The sequence below is a fragment of the Halomonas sp. NCCP-2165 genome, assembly GCF_023708045.1.
Classification (GTDB): Bacteria; Pseudomonadota; Gammaproteobacteria; order Pseudomonadales; family Halomonadaceae; genus Bisbaumannia; species Bisbaumannia pacifica.
This window is the reverse complement of sequence record NZ_BRCY01000005.1, coordinates 50,065-71,408: the sequence shown is the minus strand read 5'-3', so window position 1 is coordinate 71,408 and position 21,344 is coordinate 50,065. Positions and strand designations below refer to the sequence as shown.

Annotated in this window: 22 protein-coding genes; 15 read left to right on the top strand and 7 right to left on the bottom strand. The window is 70.2% G+C overall.

Annotation, left to right across the window (positions count from 1 at the left end; genetic code table 11):
• Positions 1-39 precede the first annotated feature (39 nt).
• On the top strand, positions 40-1,221 hold the full coding sequence (locus NFU04_RS04145; RefSeq protein WP_251308241.1) for an EAL domain-containing response regulator: 1,182 nt from the start codon (positions 40-42) through the stop codon (positions 1,219-1,221).
• A 12-nt stretch (positions 1,222-1,233) separates the two neighbouring features.
• On the opposite strand, the gene NFU04_RS04140 is transcribed toward NFU04_RS04145, so the two are convergent.
• Positions 1,234-1,734 carry a copper chaperone PCu(A)C gene (locus NFU04_RS04140; protein ID WP_251308240.1) on the bottom strand — a complete coding sequence of 167 codons (501 nt, stop codon included), beginning with the start codon at positions 1,732-1,734 and terminating at the stop codon, positions 1,234-1,236.
• A gap of 76 nt (positions 1,735-1,810) precedes the next feature.
• On the bottom strand, positions 1,811-3,460 hold the full coding sequence (locus NFU04_RS04135) for an acyl-CoA dehydrogenase family protein (RefSeq protein WP_251308239.1): 1,650 nt from the start codon (positions 3,458-3,460) through the stop codon (positions 1,811-1,813).
• Positions 3,461-3,603: 143 nt separating this feature from the next.
• On the opposite strand from NFU04_RS04135, the gene NFU04_RS04130 reads away from it, so the two are divergent.
• The 5 genes from NFU04_RS04130 (at position 3,604) to NFU04_RS04110 (ending at position 8,672) form a co-directional block, all read left to right on the top strand.
• Complete coding sequence (locus NFU04_RS04130) at positions 3,604-4,152, top strand: NUDIX hydrolase (RefSeq protein WP_251308238.1); 549 nt, start codon at positions 3,604-3,606, stop codon at positions 4,150-4,152.
• Entirely contained in the window at positions 4,149-5,087 is a 939-nt protein-coding gene (locus NFU04_RS04125) for an AAA family ATPase (RefSeq protein WP_251308237.1), read from the top strand. Before NFU04_RS04130 ends, NFU04_RS04125 begins: the two co-directional genes overlap by 4 nt.
• Before the next feature lie 14 nt (positions 5,088-5,101).
• Positions 5,102-6,025 carry a DUF58 domain-containing protein gene (locus NFU04_RS04120; protein WP_251308236.1) on the top strand — a complete coding sequence of 308 codons (924 nt, stop codon included), beginning with the start codon at positions 5,102-5,104 and terminating at the stop codon, positions 6,023-6,025.
• A complete protein-coding gene (locus NFU04_RS04115) occupies positions 6,022-8,085 on the top strand; it encodes a transglutaminase TgpA family protein (RefSeq protein ID WP_251308235.1) in 2,064 nt (687 codons plus the stop codon). The genes NFU04_RS04120 and NFU04_RS04115 overlap by 4 nt, the downstream gene beginning before the upstream one ends.
• Positions 8,086-8,174: 89 nt before the next feature.
• A complete protein-coding gene (locus NFU04_RS04110; RefSeq protein WP_251308234.1) occupies positions 8,175-8,672 on the top strand; it encodes a glutathione peroxidase in 498 nt (165 codons plus the stop codon).
• Here the strand turns inward: NFU04_RS04110 and NFU04_RS04105 are convergent.
• Positions 8,669-9,076, bottom strand: a complete 408-nt coding sequence (locus NFU04_RS04105) for a DUF7079 family protein (RefSeq protein ID WP_251308233.1) — start codon at positions 9,074-9,076, stop codon at positions 8,669-8,671. The two genes, NFU04_RS04110 and NFU04_RS04105, sit on opposite strands and share 4 nt — an antisense overlap.
• A 173-nt stretch (positions 9,077-9,249) precedes the next feature.
• On the opposite strand from NFU04_RS04105, the gene fabV reads away from it, so the two are divergent.
• The 3 genes from fabV to NFU04_RS04090 all read left to right on the top strand — a co-directional run bounded on the left by fabV (position 9,250) and on the right by NFU04_RS04090 (position 11,816).
• Positions 9,250-10,455, top strand: a complete 1,206-nt coding sequence (gene fabV / locus NFU04_RS04100; RefSeq protein WP_251308232.1) for an enoyl-ACP reductase FabV — start codon at positions 9,250-9,252, stop codon at positions 10,453-10,455.
• 49 nt (positions 10,456-10,504) lie between these two features.
• Entirely contained in the window at positions 10,505-10,705 is a 201-nt protein-coding gene (locus NFU04_RS04095) for a hypothetical protein (protein WP_251308231.1), read from the top strand.
• Positions 10,706-10,835: 130 nt separating this feature from the next.
• Positions 10,836-11,816 carry a GlxA family transcriptional regulator gene (locus tag NFU04_RS04090; protein WP_251308230.1) on the top strand — a complete coding sequence of 327 codons (981 nt, stop codon included), beginning with the start codon at positions 10,836-10,838 and terminating at the stop codon, positions 11,814-11,816.
• Here NFU04_RS04090 and NFU04_RS04085 read toward each other — a convergent pair.
• A complete protein-coding gene (locus NFU04_RS04085; protein WP_251308229.1) occupies positions 11,813-12,460 on the bottom strand; it encodes a class I SAM-dependent methyltransferase in 648 nt (215 codons plus the stop codon). The two genes, NFU04_RS04090 and NFU04_RS04085, sit on opposite strands and share 4 nt — an antisense overlap.
• Before the next feature lie 117 nt (positions 12,461-12,577).
• On the opposite strand from NFU04_RS04085, the gene NFU04_RS04080 reads away from it, so the two are divergent.
• From NFU04_RS04080 to astB, 5 genes are read left to right on the top strand one after another with little or no spacing between them, the layout of a single operon-like run.
• Positions 12,578-13,792 (top strand): aspartate aminotransferase family protein, encoded by a 1,215-nt coding sequence (locus NFU04_RS04080; protein WP_251308228.1) that lies wholly within the window; start codon positions 12,578-12,580, stop codon positions 13,790-13,792.
• Between the two features lie 47 nt (positions 13,793-13,839).
• A complete protein-coding gene (locus NFU04_RS04075) occupies positions 13,840-14,904 on the top strand; it encodes an arginine N-succinyltransferase (protein WP_251308227.1) in 1,065 nt (354 codons plus the stop codon).
• Positions 14,904-15,920, top strand: coding sequence for an arginine N-succinyltransferase (gene astA, locus NFU04_RS04070; RefSeq protein WP_251308226.1), 1,017 nt, complete (start codon positions 14,904-14,906; stop codon positions 15,918-15,920). Before NFU04_RS04075 ends, astA begins: the two co-directional genes overlap by 1 nt.
• Positions 15,921-15,929: 9 nt before the next feature.
• Positions 15,930-17,399, top strand: coding sequence for a succinylglutamate-semialdehyde dehydrogenase (gene astD, locus NFU04_RS04065; protein WP_251308225.1), 1,470 nt, complete (start codon positions 15,930-15,932; stop codon positions 17,397-17,399).
• Positions 17,396-18,733, top strand: coding sequence for an N-succinylarginine dihydrolase (gene astB, locus NFU04_RS04060; RefSeq protein ID WP_251308224.1), 1,338 nt, complete (start codon positions 17,396-17,398; stop codon positions 18,731-18,733). The genes astD and astB overlap by 4 nt, the downstream gene beginning before the upstream one ends.
• A gap of 66 nt (positions 18,734-18,799) precedes the next feature.
• Here astB and NFU04_RS04055 read toward each other — a convergent pair whose 3' ends face one another.
• The 3 genes from NFU04_RS04055 to NFU04_RS04045 are packed head-to-tail and all read right to left on the bottom strand — an operon-like array spanning position 18,800 to position 19,784.
• Positions 18,800-19,393, bottom strand: a complete 594-nt coding sequence (locus NFU04_RS04055) for a putative adenosine monophosphate-protein transferase Fic (protein ID WP_251308223.1) — start codon at positions 19,391-19,393, stop codon at positions 18,800-18,802.
• Positions 19,394-19,403: 10 nt separating this feature from the next.
• Complete coding sequence (locus tag NFU04_RS04050; protein WP_251308222.1) at positions 19,404-19,571, bottom strand: YhfG family protein; 168 nt, start codon at positions 19,569-19,571, stop codon at positions 19,404-19,406.
• Between the two features lie 60 nt (positions 19,572-19,631).
• Positions 19,632-19,784, bottom strand: coding sequence for a hypothetical protein (locus tag NFU04_RS04045; protein WP_251308221.1), 153 nt, complete (start codon positions 19,782-19,784; stop codon positions 19,632-19,634).
• 137 nt (positions 19,785-19,921) lie between these two features.
• Here NFU04_RS04045 and NFU04_RS04040 point away from each other — a divergent pair, with 137 nt between their 5' ends.
• The gene (locus tag NFU04_RS04040; protein ID WP_251308220.1) at positions 19,922-21,319 is read left to right on the top strand and encodes a DNA recombination protein RmuC; all 1,398 of its coding nucleotides are present in this window, start codon (positions 19,922-19,924) and stop codon (positions 21,317-21,319) included.
• The last annotated feature ends 25 nt before the right edge of the window (positions 21,320-21,344 follow it).

Here is a 21,344-nt window from a genome sequence, read left to right as displayed (position 1 = left end):
TTAGCCTGATATGGCCAGCCTATCCCGGGAGAGAACGGCATGACGTCGACGCATTCCAACGAGGCGGCGGTACTGGACAGCGACGAGGACGTGGCCGCCTCGCTCTCCCTGCAGTTGCATACCTTGGGCATTCATGCCCGCTACTATCAGAGTCGTCAGCGCCTGCTGGAGGAGCTGGAGCGGCGTCGTCCGCAACTGGTGGTGCTGGCGCTGGAGCCGGGGCGCATCGACAGCATCGCCGTGCTGCGCGACCTGGCCCGGCTCGGCTATGTCGGCGCCGTGCTGCTGCTCAGCGGGGTCGAGCGCAAGGTGGTACGCATCGCCGAGCGGGTCGGTCGCACCCTGGGGCTGCTGATGCTCGACTCCCTGCCCAAGGCCTTTCGCCTGGCGGAGCTGCGCCAGCGCCTCGATGGCCTGCATCCCTTGCCCCGGGAGCCCTGGCAGGCCCCGGCGGTGCCACTGGCACGTACCGTGGAGGAGATCGAGCGGGCCCTGATCGAGGGCGAGTTCCTCGTCTACTACCAGCCCCAACTGGAGCTGGCCGGGCAGCGCATCAGCGGCGTCGAGGCCTTGGTGCGCTGGCGGCATCCGCGGCGGGGCATCCTGGTGCCGGGCCAGTTCCTGGGGGCCATGACGCTCGAGCAGTATCGTCGCCTGACCCGCTGCATGCTGACGGGCGTGATGGCGGACGTGGTGCGCTGGCCGACCCTGCAGGGGCTCGACAGCATCTCGGTGAACGTGACCCCCGAGGAACTGATGAGCGAGGAACTGCTGCTGCTGATGGAGGAGCTGCGCGCCGGCCTGGCCAAGGCGCCGCCCCTGGTGCTGGAGGTCACCGAGACCGCGGCCATGGACGACGAATTGCTGGGCGGCGAGGTGGCGGCACGGCTGCACCTGCACGGCCTGGAGCTGGCCATCGATGACTTCGGGGTGGGCTTCTCCTCCCTGGCCCGGCTACAGATGCTGCCGGTCAGCGAGCTGAAGCTGGATCGCAGCTTCGTCAGCCACCTCCAGGAGGAGCCCCTGGACGCCGCCATCGTCGAGGCGGTGGCCCTGCTGGGGCGGCGCCTGGGGATCCGGGTGGTGGCGGAGGGCGTGGAATCCCTCGCCACCCTGGAGGCCCTGGCCCGCTATGGCTGCACCCATGCCCAGGGCTATGCCCTGGCCCCACCCATGCCGGCAGAGGCCCTGGCGGGGCTGCTGACCCGCCGCGCAGGCTGAGGGCGTCACGACTCAGTGGTGGTGGGCATCTGCCGCCTCGCTGCCTGCGGCGGCCTCTTCCACCCAGACTTCCACCTCGACGCTATCGCGCTCGGCGAACTCCAGGGTCAGCGGGAAGCGCTGGCCTACCGCCAGGGGGGCGTTCAGGTTGATCAGCATCAGGTGCTTGCCGCCGCCGGGACGCATGGTCAAGGTCTCGCCGGGGGCGATCTCGAAAGCCTCCCGTTGGCGCATCACCATGCGTTGCTCCTCCAGGGTCATGTCATGGAGCTCCACCACCTCGCTTACCGGGCTGCTGGCGCCGATCAGTCGCGCCGGCTGCTCGCCCCCGACGCCGATATCCAGGTAGGCGGCGCCATTGGGCGCCCCCGGTGGCGTGGGCGTGGCGAAGGGATGGGCGATACGCAGGTCCTCGTGATGGGCCTCGTGGGCCAGGGCGGAAGGGGGCAGGGCGGCCAGGGCGGCGACGGCCAGGCCGGCGGCGAGGCCGAGGCGAAGGGAAAGCGCGGGCATGATGCATCCTTGTCGTATGAGAGACGAATAAGCTTAGTCGCGGCCCCAGCGTAACCAAGGCGACGCTTTGTCGCACTCAGGGGGCGGGCAGTCGATCGAGGATCGGCGTCAGGGCCAGGTCGGCGGGCAGGCAGCCATAGGCGGGGCTGGCCTCCCCCAGGCGGCTGCGGCAGAAGCCCTCGGCCACCGCCGTCGGGACTCGATCGAGCAGCAGCGCCGCCTGGGTGACCTGGGCCAGGCGCTGGGTCAGCCAGCGGGCCCGCGGCTCCAGCGCCTCGGCGGGGCCGGCCAGCAGGCGGTGAATCTCTTCGAGGGCGCGATCATAGTCGCCCTGGCGACCCCGGGCCTTGGCCAGCAGGGCGAGCAGCGCCTCCAGGCTCCGGGGCTGGCGCCGTACCACCCGCAGCAGGTCCAGGCAGATCACGTTGCCGGAGCCCTCCCAGATCGAGTTCACCGGCGCCTCCCGATAGAGCCTGGCCAGGGGCGACTCCTCCACATAGCCGATGCCGCCCAGGCACTCCATGGCCTCGGCCATGAAGCCGGGGCCGCGGCGGTTATGCCAGTACTTGGCCAGGGTCGGCAGCAGCCGCGCCAGGGCCGCCTCCTCGGCGTCGCCGGCGGCGGCGTCGAAGGCCCGGGCGGCGCGCAGGCTAAGCGCCACCCCGGCCTCCACCTCCAGGGCCAGGTCGGCGATCACCCCGCGCATCAGCGGCTGCTCCGCCAGGCGCTTGCCGAAGGCGTGGCGACCGCAGGCATGCCGCCAGGCACACACCAGGGCCTGGCGCATCATGCCCACCGGGGCGGCGGCGGCGTCGAGGCGGGTCTGCTGGACCATCTCGAGGATGGTGGCGATGCCCCGGCCCGGGGCGCCCACCGGCAGGGCCCAGGCGCCCCGGTACTCGATCTCCGCCGAGGCATTGGCGCGGTTGCCGCACTTCTCCTTGAGGCGCTGCAGTTCGATGGCGTTGCGTGCGCCGTCCGGGGTGAAGCGGGGCACCAGGAAGCAGCTCAGGCCCTCGCTCTGCTGGGCCAGGGTCAGGAAACCGTCGGACATGGGAGCGCTGCAGAACCACTTGTGGCCGGTGAGGCGGTAGCTGTCGCCGTCGCGCTCGGCTCGGGTGGTGTTGGCGCGCACGTCGCTGCCGCCCTGCTTCTCGGTCATGGCCATGCCCAGGGTGGCGGCGGCCTTGTCCGCCAGGGGCAGGGCGCGGCCGTCGTAATCGTCAGCCAGCAGCTTGGGCTGCCACTCGGCGAGCACCTCGGGGGCGTGGCGAAGGGCGGGCAGGGCGGCATGGGTCATGGTGATCGGGCAGCAGAAGCCCGGCTCCGCCTGGGTCAGCAGATAGAGGGCCGCCACATGGGCCTGGTGGCCGCCACGGCCCTCTTCCCGCCAGGCCACGGCGTGCCAGCCGCCACGGCAGGCCAGCTCCATCAGTCGATGATAGGCGGGGTGATAGCGCACCTCGTCCAGGCGCCGCCCATAACGGTCGAACAGGCGCAGCTCCGGCGGGTGGCGATTGGCCGCCTCGCCCCAGGCCTGCACCTCGCGGCTGCCCACCGCCTGGCCGAGCGGCGCCAGGCGCTCGGCGACCCAGGCCGGGGCCTCGTGACTCAGGGCCTCGCGCAGCGGCAGGTCGTCGGCGACGGTGTCCCGGTCGTCATCCGGCGGCGGCTGATTCTCGACCGTATGGCTGGCCAGGGTCTCGCGGGGGGAAAAATCGCGCATCGAGGCACTCCTGAAGCGATGGGCTTGCCCCTAAGATAGCCCCTGGGCAAGAGTCTCGGCCGCTGGCCTGCTTCGACTCCCGCTCTTTCTGGCCCTATGGACGGGGACTGAGTAGGCTGAGGGGAGATCCACAGGAGAGTCCGATGACCGCCGATATTGCTTCGACCCTGGCCCTGCCCGAGCCGGTGATCGCCGATGAGTCCATCCAGTTGGTGGATGCCCGCAACCGCCCCTGTGGCAGTGCTCCCCGGGCGCAGATGCGGCGCTTTCGCTTCTGGCATCGGGCCACCTATGTGGTGGTACTCAATGGGCGCGGCGAGCTCTGTGTGCAGCGCCGTACCCTGATCAAGGAGGTCTTCCCCGGTCACCTGGACCTGGCCGCCGGGGGTGTGGTGGGCGCCGGCGAGGCGGAGCATGTGGCGGCCCGCCGCGAGCTCGCCGAGGAGCTGGGGATCCGCGGCGTGCCGCTGCGGCCCTGTGGCGGCTTCCGCTATGTGGAGGGCGGCCACCATATCTTCGGCAGCCTCTTCCTGGTGCATTACGACGGCCCCCTGAGGCTCCAGGCGGAGGAGGTGGCGGAGGCCTTCTGGCTGCCCCTGGACGAGGCCCTGGCCCTGGACTCGGTGACCCCGGACACCCGCCGTGCCATCGAGGTGCTGCGGCGCCGTGACCTGCTGGAGTCGCCGGCATGAATCGCCCCTTGCCGCCGCCGTTGAGCGAGGCGCGCCTGGCCCGGGTGGCCGAGGCCCTGGCTCGGGTGGTGCGCGGCAAGCCCCGGGAGGTGCGCCTGGCGCTGTGTTGCCTGCTATGCCGGGGCCACCTGCTGATCGAGGACCTGCCGGGGCTGGGCAAGACCACCCTGGCCCAGGCCCTGGCCCGGGTCACCGGCCTGGAGATGCAGCGCATCCAGTTTACCAGCGACCTGCTGCCGGCGGACGTGCTAGGGGTCTCGGTGTTCGATCCCCGGGATGCCAGCTTCCGCTTCCATCCCGGCCCCATCTTCCACGGCCTGGTGCTGGCCGACGAGATCAACCGCGCCACCCCCAAGACCCAGAGCGCCCTCCTCGAGGCCATGGAGGAGGGGCAGGTGACCATCGAGGGCGAGACCCGCGCCCTGCCCGATCCCTTCTTCGTCATCGCCACCCAGAATCCCCAGGAGCAGTCGGGGACCTTCCCGCTACCGGAGTCGCAGCTGGATCGCTTCCTGATGCGCCTCTCCCTGGGCTACCCCGATGCCAGGGCGGAGCGCGAGATCCTCAAGGGCGAGGCGGGGCGGGGGCGTCTCCATGAGCTCGCCGTCCTGCTCGACGCCGAGACCCTGCGCGGCTGGCAGGCGCGGGTCGCCGAGGTGCATGCCTCCGACAGCCTGCTCGACTATGTGCAGGCCCTGGCCAAGGCCAGCCGCGAGCACGCCGAACTGCCCTGGGGGCTCTCCACCCGGGGCGTGCTTGCCCTGCTGCATGCGGCCCGGGGCTGGGCCCTGCTGGAGGGGCGCGATCATGTGCTGCCGGAGGATGTCCAGGCGGTCTGGGTGCCGGTGGTGGGCCACCGCTTCAGCGAGGCGCGCCGGGAGGAGGGCGAGGGCCTGGCCTGGCAACTGCTCACCGCGGTACCGGTGCTGGGCTAGCCATGAGGCTGGGCATGGCGTCCCGGGCCTCCTGGCGGCAGCGCTGGCGACGCCGCCTGGCCACCCCCCAGGGGCAGCCGCTGCACCAGCGCCGCCTCTTCCTGCTGCCCACCGCCTTCGGCCTGGGCTGGGCCACCCTGGTGCTGGTGCTGTTGCTGTTCGGCATCAACTATCGGAACAACCTCGCCTATGGCCTGGCCTTCTGGCTCTTCGCCATCGCCCTGGTGGCGCTGTGGCGGGGCTGGCGCAACCTGCATGGCATCCGCGTCACCCTGCGCCCGCCCCCGGAGGTCTTCGCCGGCGGCGAGGCGCGCCTGGGGGTGCATCTCCAGGCGCCCCGGGCCCGCCAGGGCATCCAACTGCGCCTGGGAGGCGACCCGGTGACCTGCGTGATCGAGCACGGCGAGGGCCAGGCCCAGCTGACCCTGTCGGCGGCGCGCCGCGGTTGGCAGCCCCTGCCGCTGCTGCGCCTGCACAGCGACTGGCCCCTGGGGCTGGTGCGGGTGCTGGCCTGGGTGGCTCCCGGCGACCCGCTGCTGGTCTATCCGGCGCCCCTGGACGAGGCATCCCGCACCACCCGGGACGACGGGGAAGGGCAGGAGGAGCGCGACTTCAGCGGACTGCGCCGCTATGTGCCCGGCGATAATCCCTCCCGGCTGGCCTGGAAACAGTGGAGCCGCACCGGCATGCTGGCCACCAAGCAGTTCAGCCGGCCGCCGCGGCGGGTGCTGTGGCTCGATTTCGACGAGGCGCCGGGGGACCCCGAGCGTCGGCTGGCCTGGTTGTGCGCCCGGGTGCTGGCCCATCACCGCGCCGGCGACGCCTATGGCCTGCGCCTGCCCGGGGTGACCCTGGCCCCGGACGGCGGCGATGCCCAGCGCCGTCGCGCCCTGCGTGCCCTGGCCCTGTGGGGGAAGACCCCGGAGGTGCCCCCATGAGCGCGGCCCCGGTGGTGCTGGCGGATGGGCGCTCGCTGTCGGCGGCCATGCTGCGCCAGCTGTTTATCGGTCAGTGCCTGGTGGTGGCCTTGCACCTGGCCTGGATGCCTCCCTGGCTGCTGGGGGTGGCCCTGGCCGCCGCCGCCTGGCGCTATCTGCAACTGCGCGACCGGGTGCCCCGGGCCAGTATCCTGCTGCGGCTGACCGCGGTGGTCGGCGTGCTGGCGGCGCTGTGGGTGGAGTTCGGCAGCCTGCATGGCATGGATGGCCTGATCGGCGTGCTGCTGGGCATCTATCTGCTCAAGTTGCTGGAGACCCACAATCGCCGCGATGCCCGGGTGGTGATCTGCATCGGCTTCGTGGCCATGACGGTAGCCTTCCTCCATGACCAGGGCGTGCTGATGACGATCGGCGCCCTGCTGGCGGCGGTCTGGCTGCTGCAGTCCCTGGTGGGGCTGGCCGGGGCCGCCCAGCCCGCGAGCCGCTGGCGCGAGACCCTGTGGCTGGCGGGGCTGTCGCTGCCGCTGATGGTGGTGCTCTTCCTGGGCTTCCCGCGGCTGGGGCCGCTATGGAGCATGCCGCAGACGGAGCGCGCCGCCACCGGCCTCACCGAGGAGATCGCCCCCGGCGATATCGCCGAGCTGTCGCGCAGCGATGCCCGGGCCTTCCGGGCGCGCTTCGAGGGCCGCGAGCCGCGCCCCGACGAGCGCTACTGGCGGGTCTATACCCTGTCGCGCTTCGACGGCGAGCGCTGGTCGCGGCTGACCCCGGTGGAGCTGGCCCGGGCCCTGGGTCGGGCGGAGGAGCGCCTGGCGGTGCCGGCCACCCGCTCGCCCTTCGCCGACGGGGCGCCGACGCGCTTCCGCGCCGAGCTGCTGCTGGAGGCCGACAGCCGCCCCTGGCGTCCCTCCCTGGGCGCCCCCCTGGCCAGCGATGTACGCCAGCGCTACCTCACCGATGGCACCCTGGAGGGGCTGGAGCCCCTGGCCGGCCGCAGCCTGCTGCGCCTGGCCAGCAGCGGCGAGGCCCCGGCCCATGCCGACCCCGCGGGGCCGGCCTGGTACACCTGGCTCCCCGAGGGCACCAACCCGCGCAGCCGGGCGCTGGCCCGGCGCCTGTGGCAAGCGGCGGGCGGTGACCCCCAGGCCTATCTGGCGGCGCTGATGGCACGTTTCGGCGAGGCGCCCTTCCGCTATACCCTGGCCCCGCCGCGGCTCACCGGGCGCGATCGGGTCGACGAGTTCCTCTTCGAGTCCCGGGCCGGCTACTGCACCCACTACGCCTCCGCCACCGCGGTGATGGCCCGGGTGGTGGGCATCCCGACGCGCATCGTGGTGGGCTTCCTGGGCGGCGAGCGCCATCCCGATGGCCATTACACGGTGCGTGACCATGACGCCCACGCCTGGACCGAGGTGTGGCTCGACGGCGCCTGGCGGCGCCTCGATCCCACCGCCGCCATCGCCCCGGAGCGTATCGAGGAGGGACCCCAGGCGGTGAATGACGCCGACCAGGCCTACCTGGCCAATGCGCCCTTCTCGCCGCTGCGGCTGCGGGAAGTGAGCTGGCTCAACCGGGCGCGCCTGGAGTGGGAGCGCCTGGAGTATCGCTGGCAGCGCGGCGTGGTGGGCTATCAGCAGCAACGCCGGGAGGCGGTGCTGGCCCGGCTCCAGCAATGGTGGGGCGAAGCCTGGGAGGCGTTGGCCTCGGGGGCTCGTGGGCCCTTGCTGCTGGCGCTGTTGGTGGGGCTGAGTGGGATCCTCGTCCTGGCGCTACGCCGGGGCTGGCCGCGCTTTCGAGCGCGGCGCCATGAGGCCTGGCTGATGCGCCGCCTGCAGGCCTGGCTGGCTCGCCACGGGCAAGAGGCCTTGCCCGGCGAGTCGCCGGCGGCCCATCTGCGCCGGGTGGCCGCCCAGGGACTGGCGCCGGCGCCCCTGGACGAGGCGGCCCGGGCCTATGAGCGCCTGGCCTATGCGCGATTGAGCGAGGCGGAACGCCAGCAGCGCCGCGACCAGCTGGCCCGGGCCTGTCGGCGTATTAGACACCAGTGGCCACGCCACTAGCTCGAGTGGTGGGGCGAGGGCCACGGCAAGGGTGGCATCCCCCGCGGCGTCATGGCATCTTTGAATCTCTTGAACTGCGGGCCTTCGGCATGTCGCTCTACGATATCGATTGCCATACCCACCTCGGCGAACCCTTCAACCTGCGCGCCCTGCGCGGACAGGTGCTGTTGATCACCAATGTGGCCAGTCGCTGCGGCTTCACGCCCCAGCTCGAGGAGCTGGAGGCTCTCTATCGGGGCTATCGCGACCAGGGCTTTATGGTGCTGGGCTTTCCCTGCAACCAGTTCGCCCGCCAGTCGCCGGAGTCGGCCCGCGATTTCTGTGCCTTCTGTGGCCGGGAGTACCGGGTCACCTTCCCGCTGATGGAGAAGGTCAAGGTCAATGGCGCCGCGGCCCATCCGCTGTTTCTCGAGCTACGCCGCCAGGCGCCGGGGGTGCTGGGCAGTACCCTGATCAAGTGGAACTTCACCAAGTTCCTGGTGGGCCGCGATGGCCGGGTACTGGCACGCTTCGCGCCCCGGGACGGCCAACGGGTGATGCGCCCCGCCCTGGAGCGGGCCCTGGAGAGTCCCTTCAAGGCCGGCTAGTCGGCCCGCTCGGCGTCCGGCGACGCCTCGTCCTCGGCCAACTGCACCCGCATCATCAGCTCCTGCCAGCGGTGGCGGGTCATCATGGTGGTCAGCCCCGAGAAGAGTGCCCAGCACTGGCGTCGCCAGCCGCGCAGGCGGCGATTGTGGGCCACCAGCTGACGCAGCAGCCGCGTCTCGTCGAAGGCTCGCCACTCTCCGGCCACCGACATCTGGTGCCGCGACAGCACCGGGGCCAGTTCCAGGCGGAAGACCCACTCCAACTGCCTGAGGGTGAGGCCGCTGCGCCGGACCGCCGCCACCATGCGGGCATAGTCCCGCTCGCCGGGCTCGCGATCGAGCCAGAGCGGGGCCAGCACCAACCAGAGGTCGCGGCGCTCCTCGACCAGTGTCTCGATATCCATCCTGACTACCTTTACGTAGTGCGCCCGTCGGGCGCCTTGCCGGCATCTTCGTTGATATGGCCGCCCTGCTCAAGGGCGGACAGCCCGGCGGCGAGTCGGTAGAATGGCCGCATTACTCGGCGTGGCCGGCAGGCGGCCGCGAAGGATCGAACAGCAAGAAGTCGAGGTCAGTCGTGATCATCAAACCCAAGGTTCGCGGTTTTATCTGCACCACCACCCATCCCGTCGGCTGCGAGCAGAACGTGCTCGAGCAGATCGAGGCGACTCGTGCCCGGGGCCTCGATAAGGCCGCCGGTCCCAAGAAGGTGCTGGTGATCGGCGCCTCCAGCGGCTACGGCCTGGCGGCGCGCATCACCGCGGCCTTCGGCTATGGCGCCGACACCCTGGGGGTGTTCTTCGAGAAGTCCGGCACCGAGAAGAAGCCCGGCACCGCCGGCTGGTACAACTCCGCCGCCTTCGACAAGTTCGCCAAGGCCGAGGGCCTCTACAGCAAGGCGATCAATGGCGACGCCTTCTCCCATGAGGTGCGGGCCAAGGCCATCGAGCTGATCAAGGAAGACCTCGGCCAGGTCGACCTGGTGGTCTACTCCCTGGCCTCGCCGGTGCGCAAGCTGCCCGACAGCGGCGAGCTCAAGCGCTCCAGCCTCAAGCCGATCGGCGAGACCTACCGCGCCACCGCCATCGACACCAACAAGGACGCCATCATCGAGGCCGAGGTGGAGCCCGCCACCCAGGAGGAGATCGAGGACACCATCACCGTGATGGGCGGCGAGGACTGGGAGCTGTGGATCGATGCCCTGGACAAGGCCGGCGTGCTGGCCCCGGGGGCCCGCAGCGTGGCCTTCAGCTATATCGGCACCGAGATCACCTGGCCGATCTACTGGCACGGGGCGCTGGGCAAGGCCAAGGAAGACCTGGATCGCGCCGCCGGTGAGATCGACCGTCGCCTGGCGGCCTCCGGTGGCGGCGCCAATGTGGCGGTGCTCAAGTCGGTGGTCACCCAGGCCAGCGCCGCCATCCCGGTGATGCCGCTGTATATCGCCATGGTCTACCGGGTGATGAAGGCCCAGGGCCTCCACGAGGGCACCATCGATCAGCTCAACCGGCTGTTCGGCGAGCGCCTCTATGCGGGGCAGGGCGGCGACATGGCCACCGACGAGGCGGGCCGCCTGCGCCTCGACGACTGGGAGCTGCGCGACGACGTCCAGCAGGCCTGCAAGGACCTCTGGCCCAAGGTCACCACCGAGAATCTCTTCGAGATTACCGACTATGCTGGGTATAAGCATGAATTCCTGAAGCTCTTCGGCTTCGAGCGCGACGACGTGGACTACGATGCCGACGTCGATCCGGTGGCGGAATTCGATGTGATCAGCGTCTGATCGGTGCCTCGGCGCCGGTCGGCAAGTGCAACTGGCGCGGAGGCTCGCGATGGATACTCGTGAAAGCAAGACCCCGGAAGAGGAACGTCAACACCTCAAGGAAGTCAGGCAGCCGGAGGATTTCAGCAATCCCGAACCCGACGAGGATCAACCCGAGGCCCGGGAGTCGGCCCATGGCGTGCACCGGGTCCTGCTGATCGCCATCCTGGTGGGTATCATCGCGGTGGGCTTCTTCCTCTTCGGTCGCTGATCGCCATCGCAGGCCGCCCCCCGGGGCGGCCTTTGTGCTTCTGGGACGGCTTTTTCTCTCGGCCCGCCCCGGCGCTTTTCCCTCCCGAACGATGGGGTAAGATGGTGGGTTCCGCGATCGGAGTCTGCTCATGCACGATGCCCCCTTTTCCAGCGCCAACCTCGGACACCCCCGCCGCGTGGGGGCGGTGATGCTGCCGGGTTTCTCGCTGCTGGCCCAGGCCTGTGCCCTGGAGCCCCTGGTGGTGGCCAACCAGCTCGCCGGGCGGCGCCTCTACGAGTTGCACAGCCTGGGCCTGGACGGCCGGGAGGTGGGCAGTGTCGCCGAGGTGGCGCTGCTGCCCGGCGAGCGCATCGACGAGCTGGACGCGGCCCCGGACCTGCTGCTGGTCTGTGCCCCCTCGCCCCTGACGGGGAGCCTGGCGCCGTCCCTGGACGAGTGGCTGCGGCGGCTGGCGCGGGGCGGGGTGGTGCTGGGCGGCATCGCCGGCGGCGCCGAGGTGCTGGCCCGGGCCGGGGTGCTGGACGGCTACCGGGCGACCCTGCCCTGGCAGCGCTTCGACGCCTTCGCCCGGGACTATCCCCGGGTGCGGCTCTCCCATCAGCTGTTCGAGATCGACCGGGACCGCCTCACCTGCGGCGGCGGCACCGCCGGCATGGACATGATGATGACCCTGATCGGCATGCAGCACGGCCAGCCCCTGGCCGAGGCGGTCTCCGAGCACTTCGTGCTGGAGCGCATCCGCATGGCCGACGAGCCCCAGCATGTGCCGCTGCGCTCGCGGCTGGGCCACGCCCCCCAGAGCCTGATCGATGCGGTGACCCTGATGGAGGCCAATATCGAGGAGCCCCTCACCACCCACGAGCTGGCCGAGCACCTGGGCATCTCCCGGCGCCAGCTGGAGCGATTGTTCAAGAAGTACCTGCAGGCGGTGCCCAGCCGCTACTACCTCAACCTGCGCCTGCAGCAGGCCCGCAAGCTGCTGCGGGAGAGCGATCAGGCGGTAGGCGAGATCGCCCTGCAGACCGGCTTCTCCTCCGGCGCTCACTTCTCTACGGCCTACCGCAATCATTTCGGCATCACGCCCCGGGAGGAGCGCCTGACCGCTTAACTCTCGTCGTGAGCCCGCGCCGGGGGAGTGGCCTTACGGGCCCGCAGGGCGCGAAACAGCGAACCCATCAGTACCGGCCGGTCGGCCTCGATCACGAAGCCGGCGCCTTCCAGCAGCGGCCGGGCCTGGCGGGTGATATCGGTGGCGATGGCGCGGGTTACCAGGTTGAGGGCGCGCCGCCCCAGGCCGGCGGGCCGCTCGTCGGCCTGGAACTTGTCCATCACCGCGAGCTTCCCCGAGTCGCGCAATACCCGGTGGGCCTCGGCCAGGCCCCGTTCGGGGGCCGGCATCACCGCCAGGATCAGGTGCATTACCACCACGTCGAAGTGCCGGTCCGGGTAGTCCAGGTCGGCGGCATCCATCACCCGACAGTGCACTTCCCGGCCCAGCGCCTCGGCGCGGCGGGCGATTCGTCGTACCATGGCCGGTGACAGGTCGGTGGCATGCACCTCGGCGTCCTCCGGCAGCCAGGGCAGGTCGAGGCCGGTACCGGCCCCCACCAGCAGTACCCGGGCCCGGGGCGGCCACGCCAGCTGGGCCAGGGCCTGTTGGCGTGGCCGCCGGAAGGCGCGCTCGGCCACGGCGTCATAGATCGGCGCATAGAGGCCGTAGCGCAGGCGATTCCAGGTCGTGGCATCGAACATCGCAGTCCTCGTCACCCTAACCGCTTTTGATAATTCGCCGTCCCATCGATGAAAGCTTCCTTGGGCCGGCGTCCCTATACTCCCATGATCGAGCATTCCCACAGGATGGAGAAGACCATGAGCTATACCCCGACTCGCAGCGACTTCGACCAGTACATGGTGCCCAACTACGCCCCCCAGCAGGTGATTCCGGTGCGTGGCGAGGGCAGCCGCCTGTGGGACCAGCAGGACCGCGAGTACATCGACTTCGCCGGCGGGATCTCCGTCAACGCCCTGGGTCACTGCCATCCGGTGCTGGTCGAGGCCCTCAAGGCCCAGGCCGACAAGCTCTGGCATCTCTCCAACGTCTACACCAACGAGCCGGCCCTGGCCCTGGCCAAGTCCCTGGTGGAGCGCACCTTCGCCGACAAGGCCTACTTCTGCTCCTCCGGCGGCGAGGCCAACGAGGCGGCCCTGAAGCTGGCCCGTCGCTGGGCCCATGACACCCATGGCGCCCACAAGGACAAGATCATCTCCTTCCGCCAGTCCTTCCACGGCCGCACCTTCTTCACCGTCAGCGTCGGCGGCCAGCCCAAGTACTCCCAGGGCTTCGGGCCGGTGCCCGGCGGCATCCTGCATGCCGAGTTCAACGACCTGGAGAGCGTCCGCGCGCTGGTCGGCGACGACACCTGCGCCATCATGGTCGAGCCGATGCAGGGCGAGGGCGGCATCGTGCCGGCCACCCCGGAGTTCCTCCAGGGCCTGCGCGATCTGTGTGATGCCAACGACGCCCTGCTGATCTTCGACGAGGTGCAGACCGGCGTCGGTCGTACCGGCAAGCTCTACGCCTACATGAACTATGGCGTCACCCCGGACATCCTGACCACCGCCAAGTCCCTGGGCGGCGGCTTCCCGGTGGGCGCCATGCTGACCACCGACAAGGTGGCGCCGTCCCTGGCCATCGGCACCCACGGTTCCACCTACGGCGGTAACGCCCTGGCCTCCGCCGTGGCCCTGGCCGCGGTGGAAACCATCGACACCCCCGAGGTGCTGGGTGGCGTCGAGGAGCGCCACGCCCTGTTCCGCGAGCTGCTCGAGGCGATCAATCGCAAGCACGGCCTCTTCAAGGAGGTACGCGGCATGGGCCTGCTGATCGGCGCCCAGATGGCCGACGCCTGGGAAGGTCGCGCCAAGGACATCCTGCCGCTGGCCATCGAGGAGGGCGTGATGGCCCTGATCGCCGGCCCCAATGTACTGCGCATGGCGCCCTCCCTGGTGATTCCCGAGGCGGATATCCGCGAGGGCATGGCTCGCCTCGAGCGCGCCATCGACCGCCTCGTCGCCCAGGGATGAGGTCACCCATGCCCGAGAGCCAACCCCTGTCCCCTGGAGGACTCGCCATGCTGGTCGTACGCCCCGTGCGGCCGGCGGACCTGCCGGCCCTGGAGCGGCTGGCGGGCTCCGCCACGCCGCGGCTGACCAACCTGCCGGCCCATCGCGACCGGCTGGAGGAGCGCATCACCCGCTCGCAACGCGCCTTCGGCCGTGAGGTCGATTTCCCGGGTGACGAGCACTACACCTTCGTGATCGAGGATCGCGAGCGCGACGAGGTGGTGGGTACCGCCACCATCCGCGCCCAGGCGGGGGCCAACGAGGCCTACTACACCTACCGCCAGGAGACGCTGATCCACGCCTCCCAGCAGCTCAATGTGCGCCGCGAGGTGCAGACCCTGTCGCTCTCCCACGAGGTCTCCGAGGCGACCCTGCTGTGCGCCCTCTCCCTGGACGAGCGCTACAAGGGCACCAGCGCAGAGAGCCTGCTGCGCCGCGCGCGACTGATGTTTATCGCCCAGTACCCGGAGCGCTTCGCCGAGATCCTGGCGGTGGCCTTCCCCGGCTTCCTGGACGCCGAGGGCGAGTCGCCGTTCTGGAACAGCGTGGGCAATCACTTCTTCGCCCGCGGCTACCAGGACATCAACCATATCGCCGGGGTGCGCTCGAAGAGCTTCATCGCCGAGGTGATGCCCCAGTTCCCGCTCTACCTGCCGCTGCTCACGCCCCAGGCGCGGGCCGCCATCGGTCGCGAGCACCCGGTCCACGAGACGCCCATGCAGGAGATGCTGGCGGAGGGCTTCGTGCGCTCCCGTCATGTGGACATCTTCGATGCCGGCCCGGTGATCAAGGGCGAACGCGAGCGCCTGGAGACCTTCCGCCGCGCCGCCTGGCACCCGGTGCGGGTGCGTCCGGCGGCCAGCCTGCCGGACGCCGAGCCGGCGATGATCGCCAACCAGAAGCTGGGCGAGTTCCGCTGCGTGGTGGCCCGCTATGCGCTCTCGCCCACCGGCCAGCTGATGCTGTCGCCGGAGCACGCCGAGGTGCTCGGCGTGGAGGAAGGTCGCGCGGTGCTGGCGGCCCCCCTGGCCCTGCCCGCCGTGGATGACGTCTATGACGAGGGAGAGCTGTGATGCGTATTCGTCCCATCGCCCGTGATGACCTGGACGGTCTCCAGGCCCTGGCCCAGCAGACCGGGGTCGGCTTCACCTCGCTGCCCGACAACCGCGACTTCCTGGCCGGCAAGATCGAGGCCGCCGCCAGCGCCTTCGAGGAGCGCACCCCGGTCGACGACCGCCTCTACTTCTTCGTCCTCGAGGACGAGGCGAGCGGCGAGCTGGCCGGCTGCTGCGCGGTGGTCGGCCAGGTCGGCCACGACGCCCCCTTCTACAACTACCGCCTGGGGACCCTGGCCCACTCCTCGGTGCAGCTCGACCTGCACCGCACCATCGATACGCTCTTCCTGAGCTCCGATCACACCGGCGACGCCGAGGTCTGCTCGCTCTACCTGCGTCCCGAATACCGCAAGGACCGCAACGGCACCCTGCTCTCCAAGGCGCGCTGGCTGTTCATGGCGCAGTTCCGCGACCGCTTCCCGGACAAGGTGCTGGCGGAGATGCGCGGGCGCTTCGACGAGAATGGCGTCAGCCCCTTCTGGCAGTGCCTGGGCAGCCACTTCTTCCCCATGGACTTCAACGAGGCGGACCGCCTCACCGGCCTGGGGCAGAAGAGCTTTATCGGCGAGCTGATGCCCAAGTTCCCCATCTACACGACCTTCCTCAGCGAGGAGGCCCGGGAGTGCATCGGCCAGGTCCACGAGCACACCCGCCCGGCCCTGGAGATGCTCAAGAAGGAAGGGCTGCGCTGGGAAGGCTTTATCGACATCTTCGATGGTGGCCCCACCGTCGAGGCCTATATCGACGACGTGCGCGCGGTGCGCACCTCGCGGCTCTGCCAGGTGGAAGTGGTAGCGAATGCCGAGAGCGACGCGCGCCCCGGCTGGCTCGCCTCCAGCACCTCGATGCTGGACTTCCGTGCCGGCTGGGTGGGGCGTGGCCCCAACGCCGACGATGTCATCGTATTGACCGAGGAGGAGTCGCGCCGACTGGGTGTCGGCGCGGGCGATTCCCTCCGCCTACTCGAGACTTAGGAGACACGCATGCAGGCCAAGCAGCAGCAGTTGATCGGCGGCACCTGGCTCGACGGCGAAGCGGAGGCGCTTGCCAAGACCGACCCGGTGTCCGGCCAGGCCCTCTGGGAGGGCCGCTGTGCCAGCCCCGCCCAGGTGGAGGCGGCGGTGGCCGCCGCCCGCGCCGCCTTCCCGGCCTGGGCCAGGACACCCTTCGCCGAGCGCCAGGCGCTGGTGGAACGCTTCCGCGAAGTGCTGGAGCGTCACCGGGAAGCCCTGGCCACGGCCATCGCCGGCGAGACCGGCAAGCCGCTGTGGGAGGCGCGCACCGAGGTGGGCGCCATGATCGGCAAGGTGGCCCTGTCGCTTCGCGCCTACGAGGAGCGCACCGGCGAGCGTCAGCGCGACCTGGGCGACGCCAAGGCGGTGCTGCGCCATCGGCCCCACGGGGTGATGGCGGTCTTCGGCCCCTACAACTTCCCCGGCCACCTGCCCAACGGGCACATGGTGCCGGCGCTGCTGGCCGGCAATACCGTGGTCTTCAAGCCCAGCGAGCAGACCCCGCTGACCGCCGACCTGGCCCTGCAGTGCTGGCGCGAGGCGGGCCTGCCCGACGGCGTCATCAACCTGGTGCAGGGCGCGGCCCCGGTGGGCCAGGCCCTGGCCTCGGCGCCGGATATCGACGGCCTGCTGTTCACCGGTAGCGCCAAGGTGGGCGGCCTGCTGCACAAGCAGTTTGCCGGCCAACTGGACAAGATCCTCGCCCTGGAGCTGGGCGGCAACAATCCCCTGGTGATCAAGGACGTGCCGGATCAGGATGCCGCCGTGCTGACCATCCTGCAGTCCGCCTTCCTCTCCGGCGGCCAGCGCTGCACCTGCGCCCGGCGCCTGATGGTGCCCGAGGGCGAGGTGGGCGATCGCCTGATCGAGGCCCTGGTCTCGGCCATCGACAAGCTGCGGGTGGCCGGCCAGTTCAGCGAGCCCGCCCCCTTCTACGGCGGCCTGGTCAGCGTGGCCGCCGCCGACGGCCTGCTCAAGGCCCAGGACGAGCTGGAGGCCCTGGGCGGGACGGTGCTCTCGCGGATGCAGCGCCTGGAGGAAAACACCAGCCTGCTGAGCCCGGCGCTGATCGATGTCACCGGCCTGCCGGTGCCCGACGAGGAGCACTTCGGCCCGCTGCTCAAGGTGTATCGCTACCGCGACTGGGACGAGGCCCTGCGCCTGGCCAACGACACCCGCTACGGCCTCTCCGCCGGCCTGATCGGCGGCGAGCGCGGCGACTGGGACGACTTCCTGCTGCGCATCCGCGCCGGCATCGTCAACTGGAACCGCCAGACCACCGGCGCCTCCGGGGATGCCCCCTTCGGCGGCGTCGGCGACAGCGGCAACCACCGCCCGAGCGCCTACTATGCGGCGGACTACTGCGCCTATCCGGTGGCCTCGGTGGAGGCCGACGACCTGGCGCTGCCCGACTCTCTTCCTCCGGGGGTGTCGCTGTGAGCGTGCTCGAAGTCAATTTCGATGGCCTGGTGGGGCCGACCCATAACTACTCCGGCCTGGCCCATGGCAACGTGGCCTCCATGTCCCATGGCGGCCTGGTCTCCAATCCTCGGGAGGGGGCCCTCCAGGGCCTGGGCAAGATGAAGTCGCTGATGGACGCCGGCTACGCCCAGGGCGTGCTGCCGCCCCAGCAGCGTCCCGACCTGGGCGCCCTGCGCGCCCTGGGCTTCAGCGGCAGCACCCGGGAGGTGCTGGCCCGGGCCGCCAAGGAGGCGCCTCAGCTCCTGCGGGCGGTCTGCTCCGCCTCCAGCATGTGGACCGCCAATGCCGGCACCGTGACCCCCAGCGTCGACGCCCCGGACGGTCGGGTGCACTTCACCCCGGCCAACCTGCAGTCCAGCTTCCACCGTTACCTGGAGCCGGAGACCACCGGCCGGGTGCTGGCGGCCATCTTCAAGGACGAGGCGCACTTCGCCCACCACCCGGTGCTGCCGGCCACCCCGGCCTTCTCCGACGAGGGCGCGGCCAACCACACCCGCCTCGGCGCCGGCCACGGCGAGCCCGGGGTGCACCTCTTCGTCTATGGTCGTCGGGCCTTCGGTGAGGGCGTCGAGCCCAAGCGCTACCCGGCCCGCCAGACCCTGGAGGCGAGCCAGGCGGTGGCCCGTCAGCACGGCCTCGGCGAGGCCCAGACGGTGTTCGCCCAGCAGCACCCGGACGCCATCGATGCCGGCGTCTTCCATAACGACGTGATCGCGGTGGGCAATGGCCCGGTGCTGCTCTATCACGAGATGGCCTTCCTCGACGAGCAGGGCACCCTCGACGAGCTGCGCGCCAAGATGGCCACCCCGCTGATCCCGGTGCGGGTGCCCAAGGAGGCGGTGAGCATGGAGGACGCGGTGGCCTCCTACCTCTTCAACTCCCAGCTGCTCTCCAACCCGGACGGTTCCATGACCCTGGTGGTGCCCGGCGAGTGCCAGGAGAACGAGGCGGTATGGCGCACCATCCAGGACCTGCTGATCGCCGGCCCCAACCCGATCAACGAGGTGCTGGTCAAGGACGTCAAGCAGAGCATGCGCAACGGCGGCGGCCCTGCCTGCCTGCGCCTGCGGGTCGCCCTCTCCGCGGCGGAGCGCGCGGCCCTCAGCGGCCGAGTGCTGCTCGATGACGGCCTGCACGGCGACCTGACCGCCTGGGTCGAGCGCCACTACCGGGACCGCTTGGCCCCGGAGGATCTGGCCGACCCGCAGCTGGCCGAGGAGACCCTGACCGCCCTGGACGAGCTGACCCGACTGCTCGCCATCGGCAGCGTCTACCCCTTCCAGCAGGCCTGATCGCCCGCCGGTAAACGCCAAGGGCCCCGCCTCGAGTCTCGAGGCGGGGCCCTTGGCGTGGGGGGATCACACGATAGGGTCGCCGATGCAGCGCTCGAAGATCCCCCCTAGGGCCTCATAGTCGGCGTAATAGGCCAGGATGTTGGCTTCCACCCAGGCCGTGCGATCGAGCCCGGCCCAGGAAATCTCGTAACCGCAGTTAATGATCAGGTGCTCGAAGAGCAGGCGTTGCGCCCGGCCATTCCCCTCCCGGAAGGGATGCACCACGTTGAGGTCACCATAGAACTCGGCAACGGCCTCGACCAGGGCGGGCCGAGGGAGGCGAGTGAAGTAATCGGCTTGCTCAAGGGAGGCGAAGAGCTTGTTGGCTTCGGGCGCGATTCGCGAGGCAGTACAGAAACGCGTGTCCTGCTTGGCGATATCGATGGTGCGGAGTTCTCCCGCCCATTCATAGAGGTCGCCGAAGAGTTGGCGGTGGAGTCTGCAAAGATAGGGTAAGTCGTAGGGAGGAGGCTCGAATTCGATGGCCTGGGCGGCCCCCAGGGAGAGATGCTTTTCGGCCTCGACCAGTTGGGCGGCATCCTCGATACCCAGGCGGTTGCGCAGTACCTGAGTGCCTGGATAGCAGTAGGGATCCTGGTCGGTGCCGTACTTATCCACGTGAGGCCAATTACCGCGAGCGACTGATCTGCCGGTAGTGGCGAATTATCTCGGCCTTGGTGGCGTACTTCCCGGCAGAGGGCGCCTCGATGCCTTCGAGACGCAGGCTCTCGGCAAAGTTACCTTTCCTTACCCGAGCAAAATAGGCTTTCTTGGCCTCTACTGAGATGCCCTGCATGCCGTTTCTCCATTCGATCGATGCATTGACTATTTTACGTCCAATGGCGGCCGATGCCCATCACTGGTCACGGCGTTCCTGGCGGGTGGGTGGCTCGTCGGAGTCCGGGGCGCCCCATTCGGTATCGCGGCTGCCGTCGGGGTAGGTGTTGACCGTGCAGCCGGCGAGCCACAGGGCGCAGAGCAGGGCGAGGGCGGTAAGCAGGGGGCGCATGGGGAGTCTCCGGGCCGGAAGGGGGTATTGGCTTGAGTATTGCAGGTCCGAGGCGGGAGGGCTTCAACGGCCAGCCATTCCCGAGCGGCGGCGCCTCGCCTACCATGGGGCGGGAACCCCACGATAAGGATGCCGCGATGACCTTCGATCCCCTGCTCTCTAGCCTCCTGGCGGGCCTCGTCGGGGCCCTGCTGGCGGCCGGCCTGGCCGGGGCGGTCGCGGCTCGCCGCCTGGGCATGGCCCGGGAGTCCCAGGCGCGCCTCGAGGCGCAGCGGGACGCCGCCCGGGAGGCCCTGGCCGCGGCCCGGGAGACCCAGCAGGACCTCGAGACCCGCCTGGCCCGCGCCCAGCAGGGCGAGCAGGAGCTGCGCCAGGAGCGCGAGCGCCTCACCGAGCATCTGGCCCTCAAGGAGCAGCACTTCCAGGAACAGCTGGCCCTGCTCCGGGAGAGCCGTAGCCAGCTGACCCGGGAGTTCGAGACCCTGGCCAACGAGGTGCTGGAGCGCAAGGGGCGGGCCTTCGGCGAGCTCTCCCAGCAGCGCATCCAGGGCCTGTTGCAGCCGCTGCACAGCGAGATGAAGGGCTTTCGTGACCAGGTGGCCAGCATCCAGCGCCAGGAGAGCGAGCAGCGTATCCAGCTGCGCACCGAGCTGCAGCAGCTGCAGTCCCTCAACCGCGAGATCACCGACCAGGCCCAGCGCCTGACCCAGGCCCTCCAGGGCCAGAAGAAGGTCCAGGGCAACTGGGGCGAGCTGATGCTGGAGAACGTCCTCGATGGCTCCGGCCTGCGCCTGGGCAAGGACTACCGCCGCGAGGTGAGCATCGCCACCGAGGCGGGCCGGCGGCGCCCGGACGCCATCGTCTACCTGCCCCAGGGGCGTCACCTGGTGATCGATGCCAAGACCTCCCTGGTGGCCTATGTGCGCTACGTCAACGCCGAGGAGGAGGCGCAGCGCCGGGAGGCTCTGGCGGAGCACTGCCGGGCCATGGCGGCGCGCATCGACGAGCTGGCCGAGCGCCACTACTACGACCTGCCGGGGCTCAACTCCCCGGAGGTGGTGGTGATGTTCGTGCCGGTGGAGTCCGCCTATGTGGAGGCCCTCAAGGCCGACGAGACCCTCTTCCAGCGGGCCCTGGAGAAGAACGTCCTGGTGGCCACCCCCACCACCCTGCTGACCAGCCTGAATATCGTTCGCCAGCTATGGCGCTTCGAGGACCAGAGCCGGCACAGCGCCGAACTGGCCGGCCGCGCCGAGCGCTTCCATGCCAAGCTGCGCACCTTCCTGGTCAGCATGGAGGAGGTGGGGCGCAAGCTGGACGGCGCCCGCGGCAGCTACGACCAGGCCCTGGGGCAGCTGGTCAACGGCAAGGGCAACCTGGTCAAGCAGGCCGCCGACTTCGCCGAGCTGGGGGTGGCGGTGAAACGGGAGCTCCCGGAGTCCCTGGTGGAGCGGGCGCGGCTGGAGCTGGAGACGCCCCGCGGCGAAGCGGAGGCGTCTCCCGGCGAGGCCGGCCCGCTGCGCTGGGACACGTAACGCAACGGACCGGGAAGCCCGGGGT

Coding starts and splice junctions, on each gene's coding strand:
- NFU04_RS04145 (WP_251308241.1), top strand. CDS start 40: ATGACGTCGACGCATTCCAACGAGGCGGCGGTACTGGACAGCGACGAG.
- NFU04_RS04140 (WP_251308240.1), bottom strand. CDS start 1,734: ATGCCCGCGCTTTCCCTTCGCCTCGGCCTCGCCGCCGGCCTGGCCGTC.
- NFU04_RS04135 (WP_251308239.1), bottom strand. CDS start 3,460: ATGCGCGATTTTTCCCCCCGCGAGACCCTGGCCAGCCATACGGTCGAG.
- NFU04_RS04130 (WP_251308238.1), top strand. CDS start 3,604: ATGACCGCCGATATTGCTTCGACCCTGGCCCTGCCCGAGCCGGTGATC.
- NFU04_RS04125 (WP_251308237.1), top strand. CDS start 4,149: ATGAATCGCCCCTTGCCGCCGCCGTTGAGCGAGGCGCGCCTGGCCCGG.
- NFU04_RS04120 (WP_251308236.1), top strand. CDS start 5,102: ATGGCGTCCCGGGCCTCCTGGCGGCAGCGCTGGCGACGCCGCCTGGCC.
- NFU04_RS04115 (WP_251308235.1), top strand. CDS start 6,022: ATGAGCGCGGCCCCGGTGGTGCTGGCGGATGGGCGCTCGCTGTCGGCG.
- NFU04_RS04110 (WP_251308234.1), top strand. CDS start 8,175: ATGTCGCTCTACGATATCGATTGCCATACCCACCTCGGCGAACCCTTC.
- NFU04_RS04105 (WP_251308233.1), bottom strand. CDS start 9,076: ATGGATATCGAGACACTGGTCGAGGAGCGCCGCGACCTCTGGTTGGTG.
- NFU04_RS04095 (WP_251308231.1), top strand. CDS start 10,505: ATGGATACTCGTGAAAGCAAGACCCCGGAAGAGGAACGTCAACACCTC.
- NFU04_RS04090 (WP_251308230.1), top strand. CDS start 10,836: ATGCACGATGCCCCCTTTTCCAGCGCCAACCTCGGACACCCCCGCCGC.
- NFU04_RS04085 (WP_251308229.1), bottom strand. CDS start 12,460: ATGTTCGATGCCACGACCTGGAATCGCCTGCGCTACGGCCTCTATGCG.
- NFU04_RS04080 (WP_251308228.1), top strand. CDS start 12,578: ATGAGCTATACCCCGACTCGCAGCGACTTCGACCAGTACATGGTGCCC.
- NFU04_RS04075 (WP_251308227.1), top strand. CDS start 13,840: ATGCTGGTCGTACGCCCCGTGCGGCCGGCGGACCTGCCGGCCCTGGAG.
- astA (WP_251308226.1), top strand. CDS start 14,904: ATGCGTATTCGTCCCATCGCCCGTGATGACCTGGACGGTCTCCAGGCC.
- astD (WP_251308225.1), top strand. CDS start 15,930: ATGCAGGCCAAGCAGCAGCAGTTGATCGGCGGCACCTGGCTCGACGGC.
- NFU04_RS04050 (WP_251308222.1), bottom strand. CDS start 19,571: ATGCAGGGCATCTCAGTAGAGGCCAAGAAAGCCTATTTTGCTCGGGTA.
- NFU04_RS04045 (WP_251308221.1), bottom strand. CDS start 19,784: ATGCGCCCCCTGCTTACCGCCCTCGCCCTGCTCTGCGCCCTGTGGCTC.
- NFU04_RS04040 (WP_251308220.1), top strand. CDS start 19,922: ATGACCTTCGATCCCCTGCTCTCTAGCCTCCTGGCGGGCCTCGTCGGG.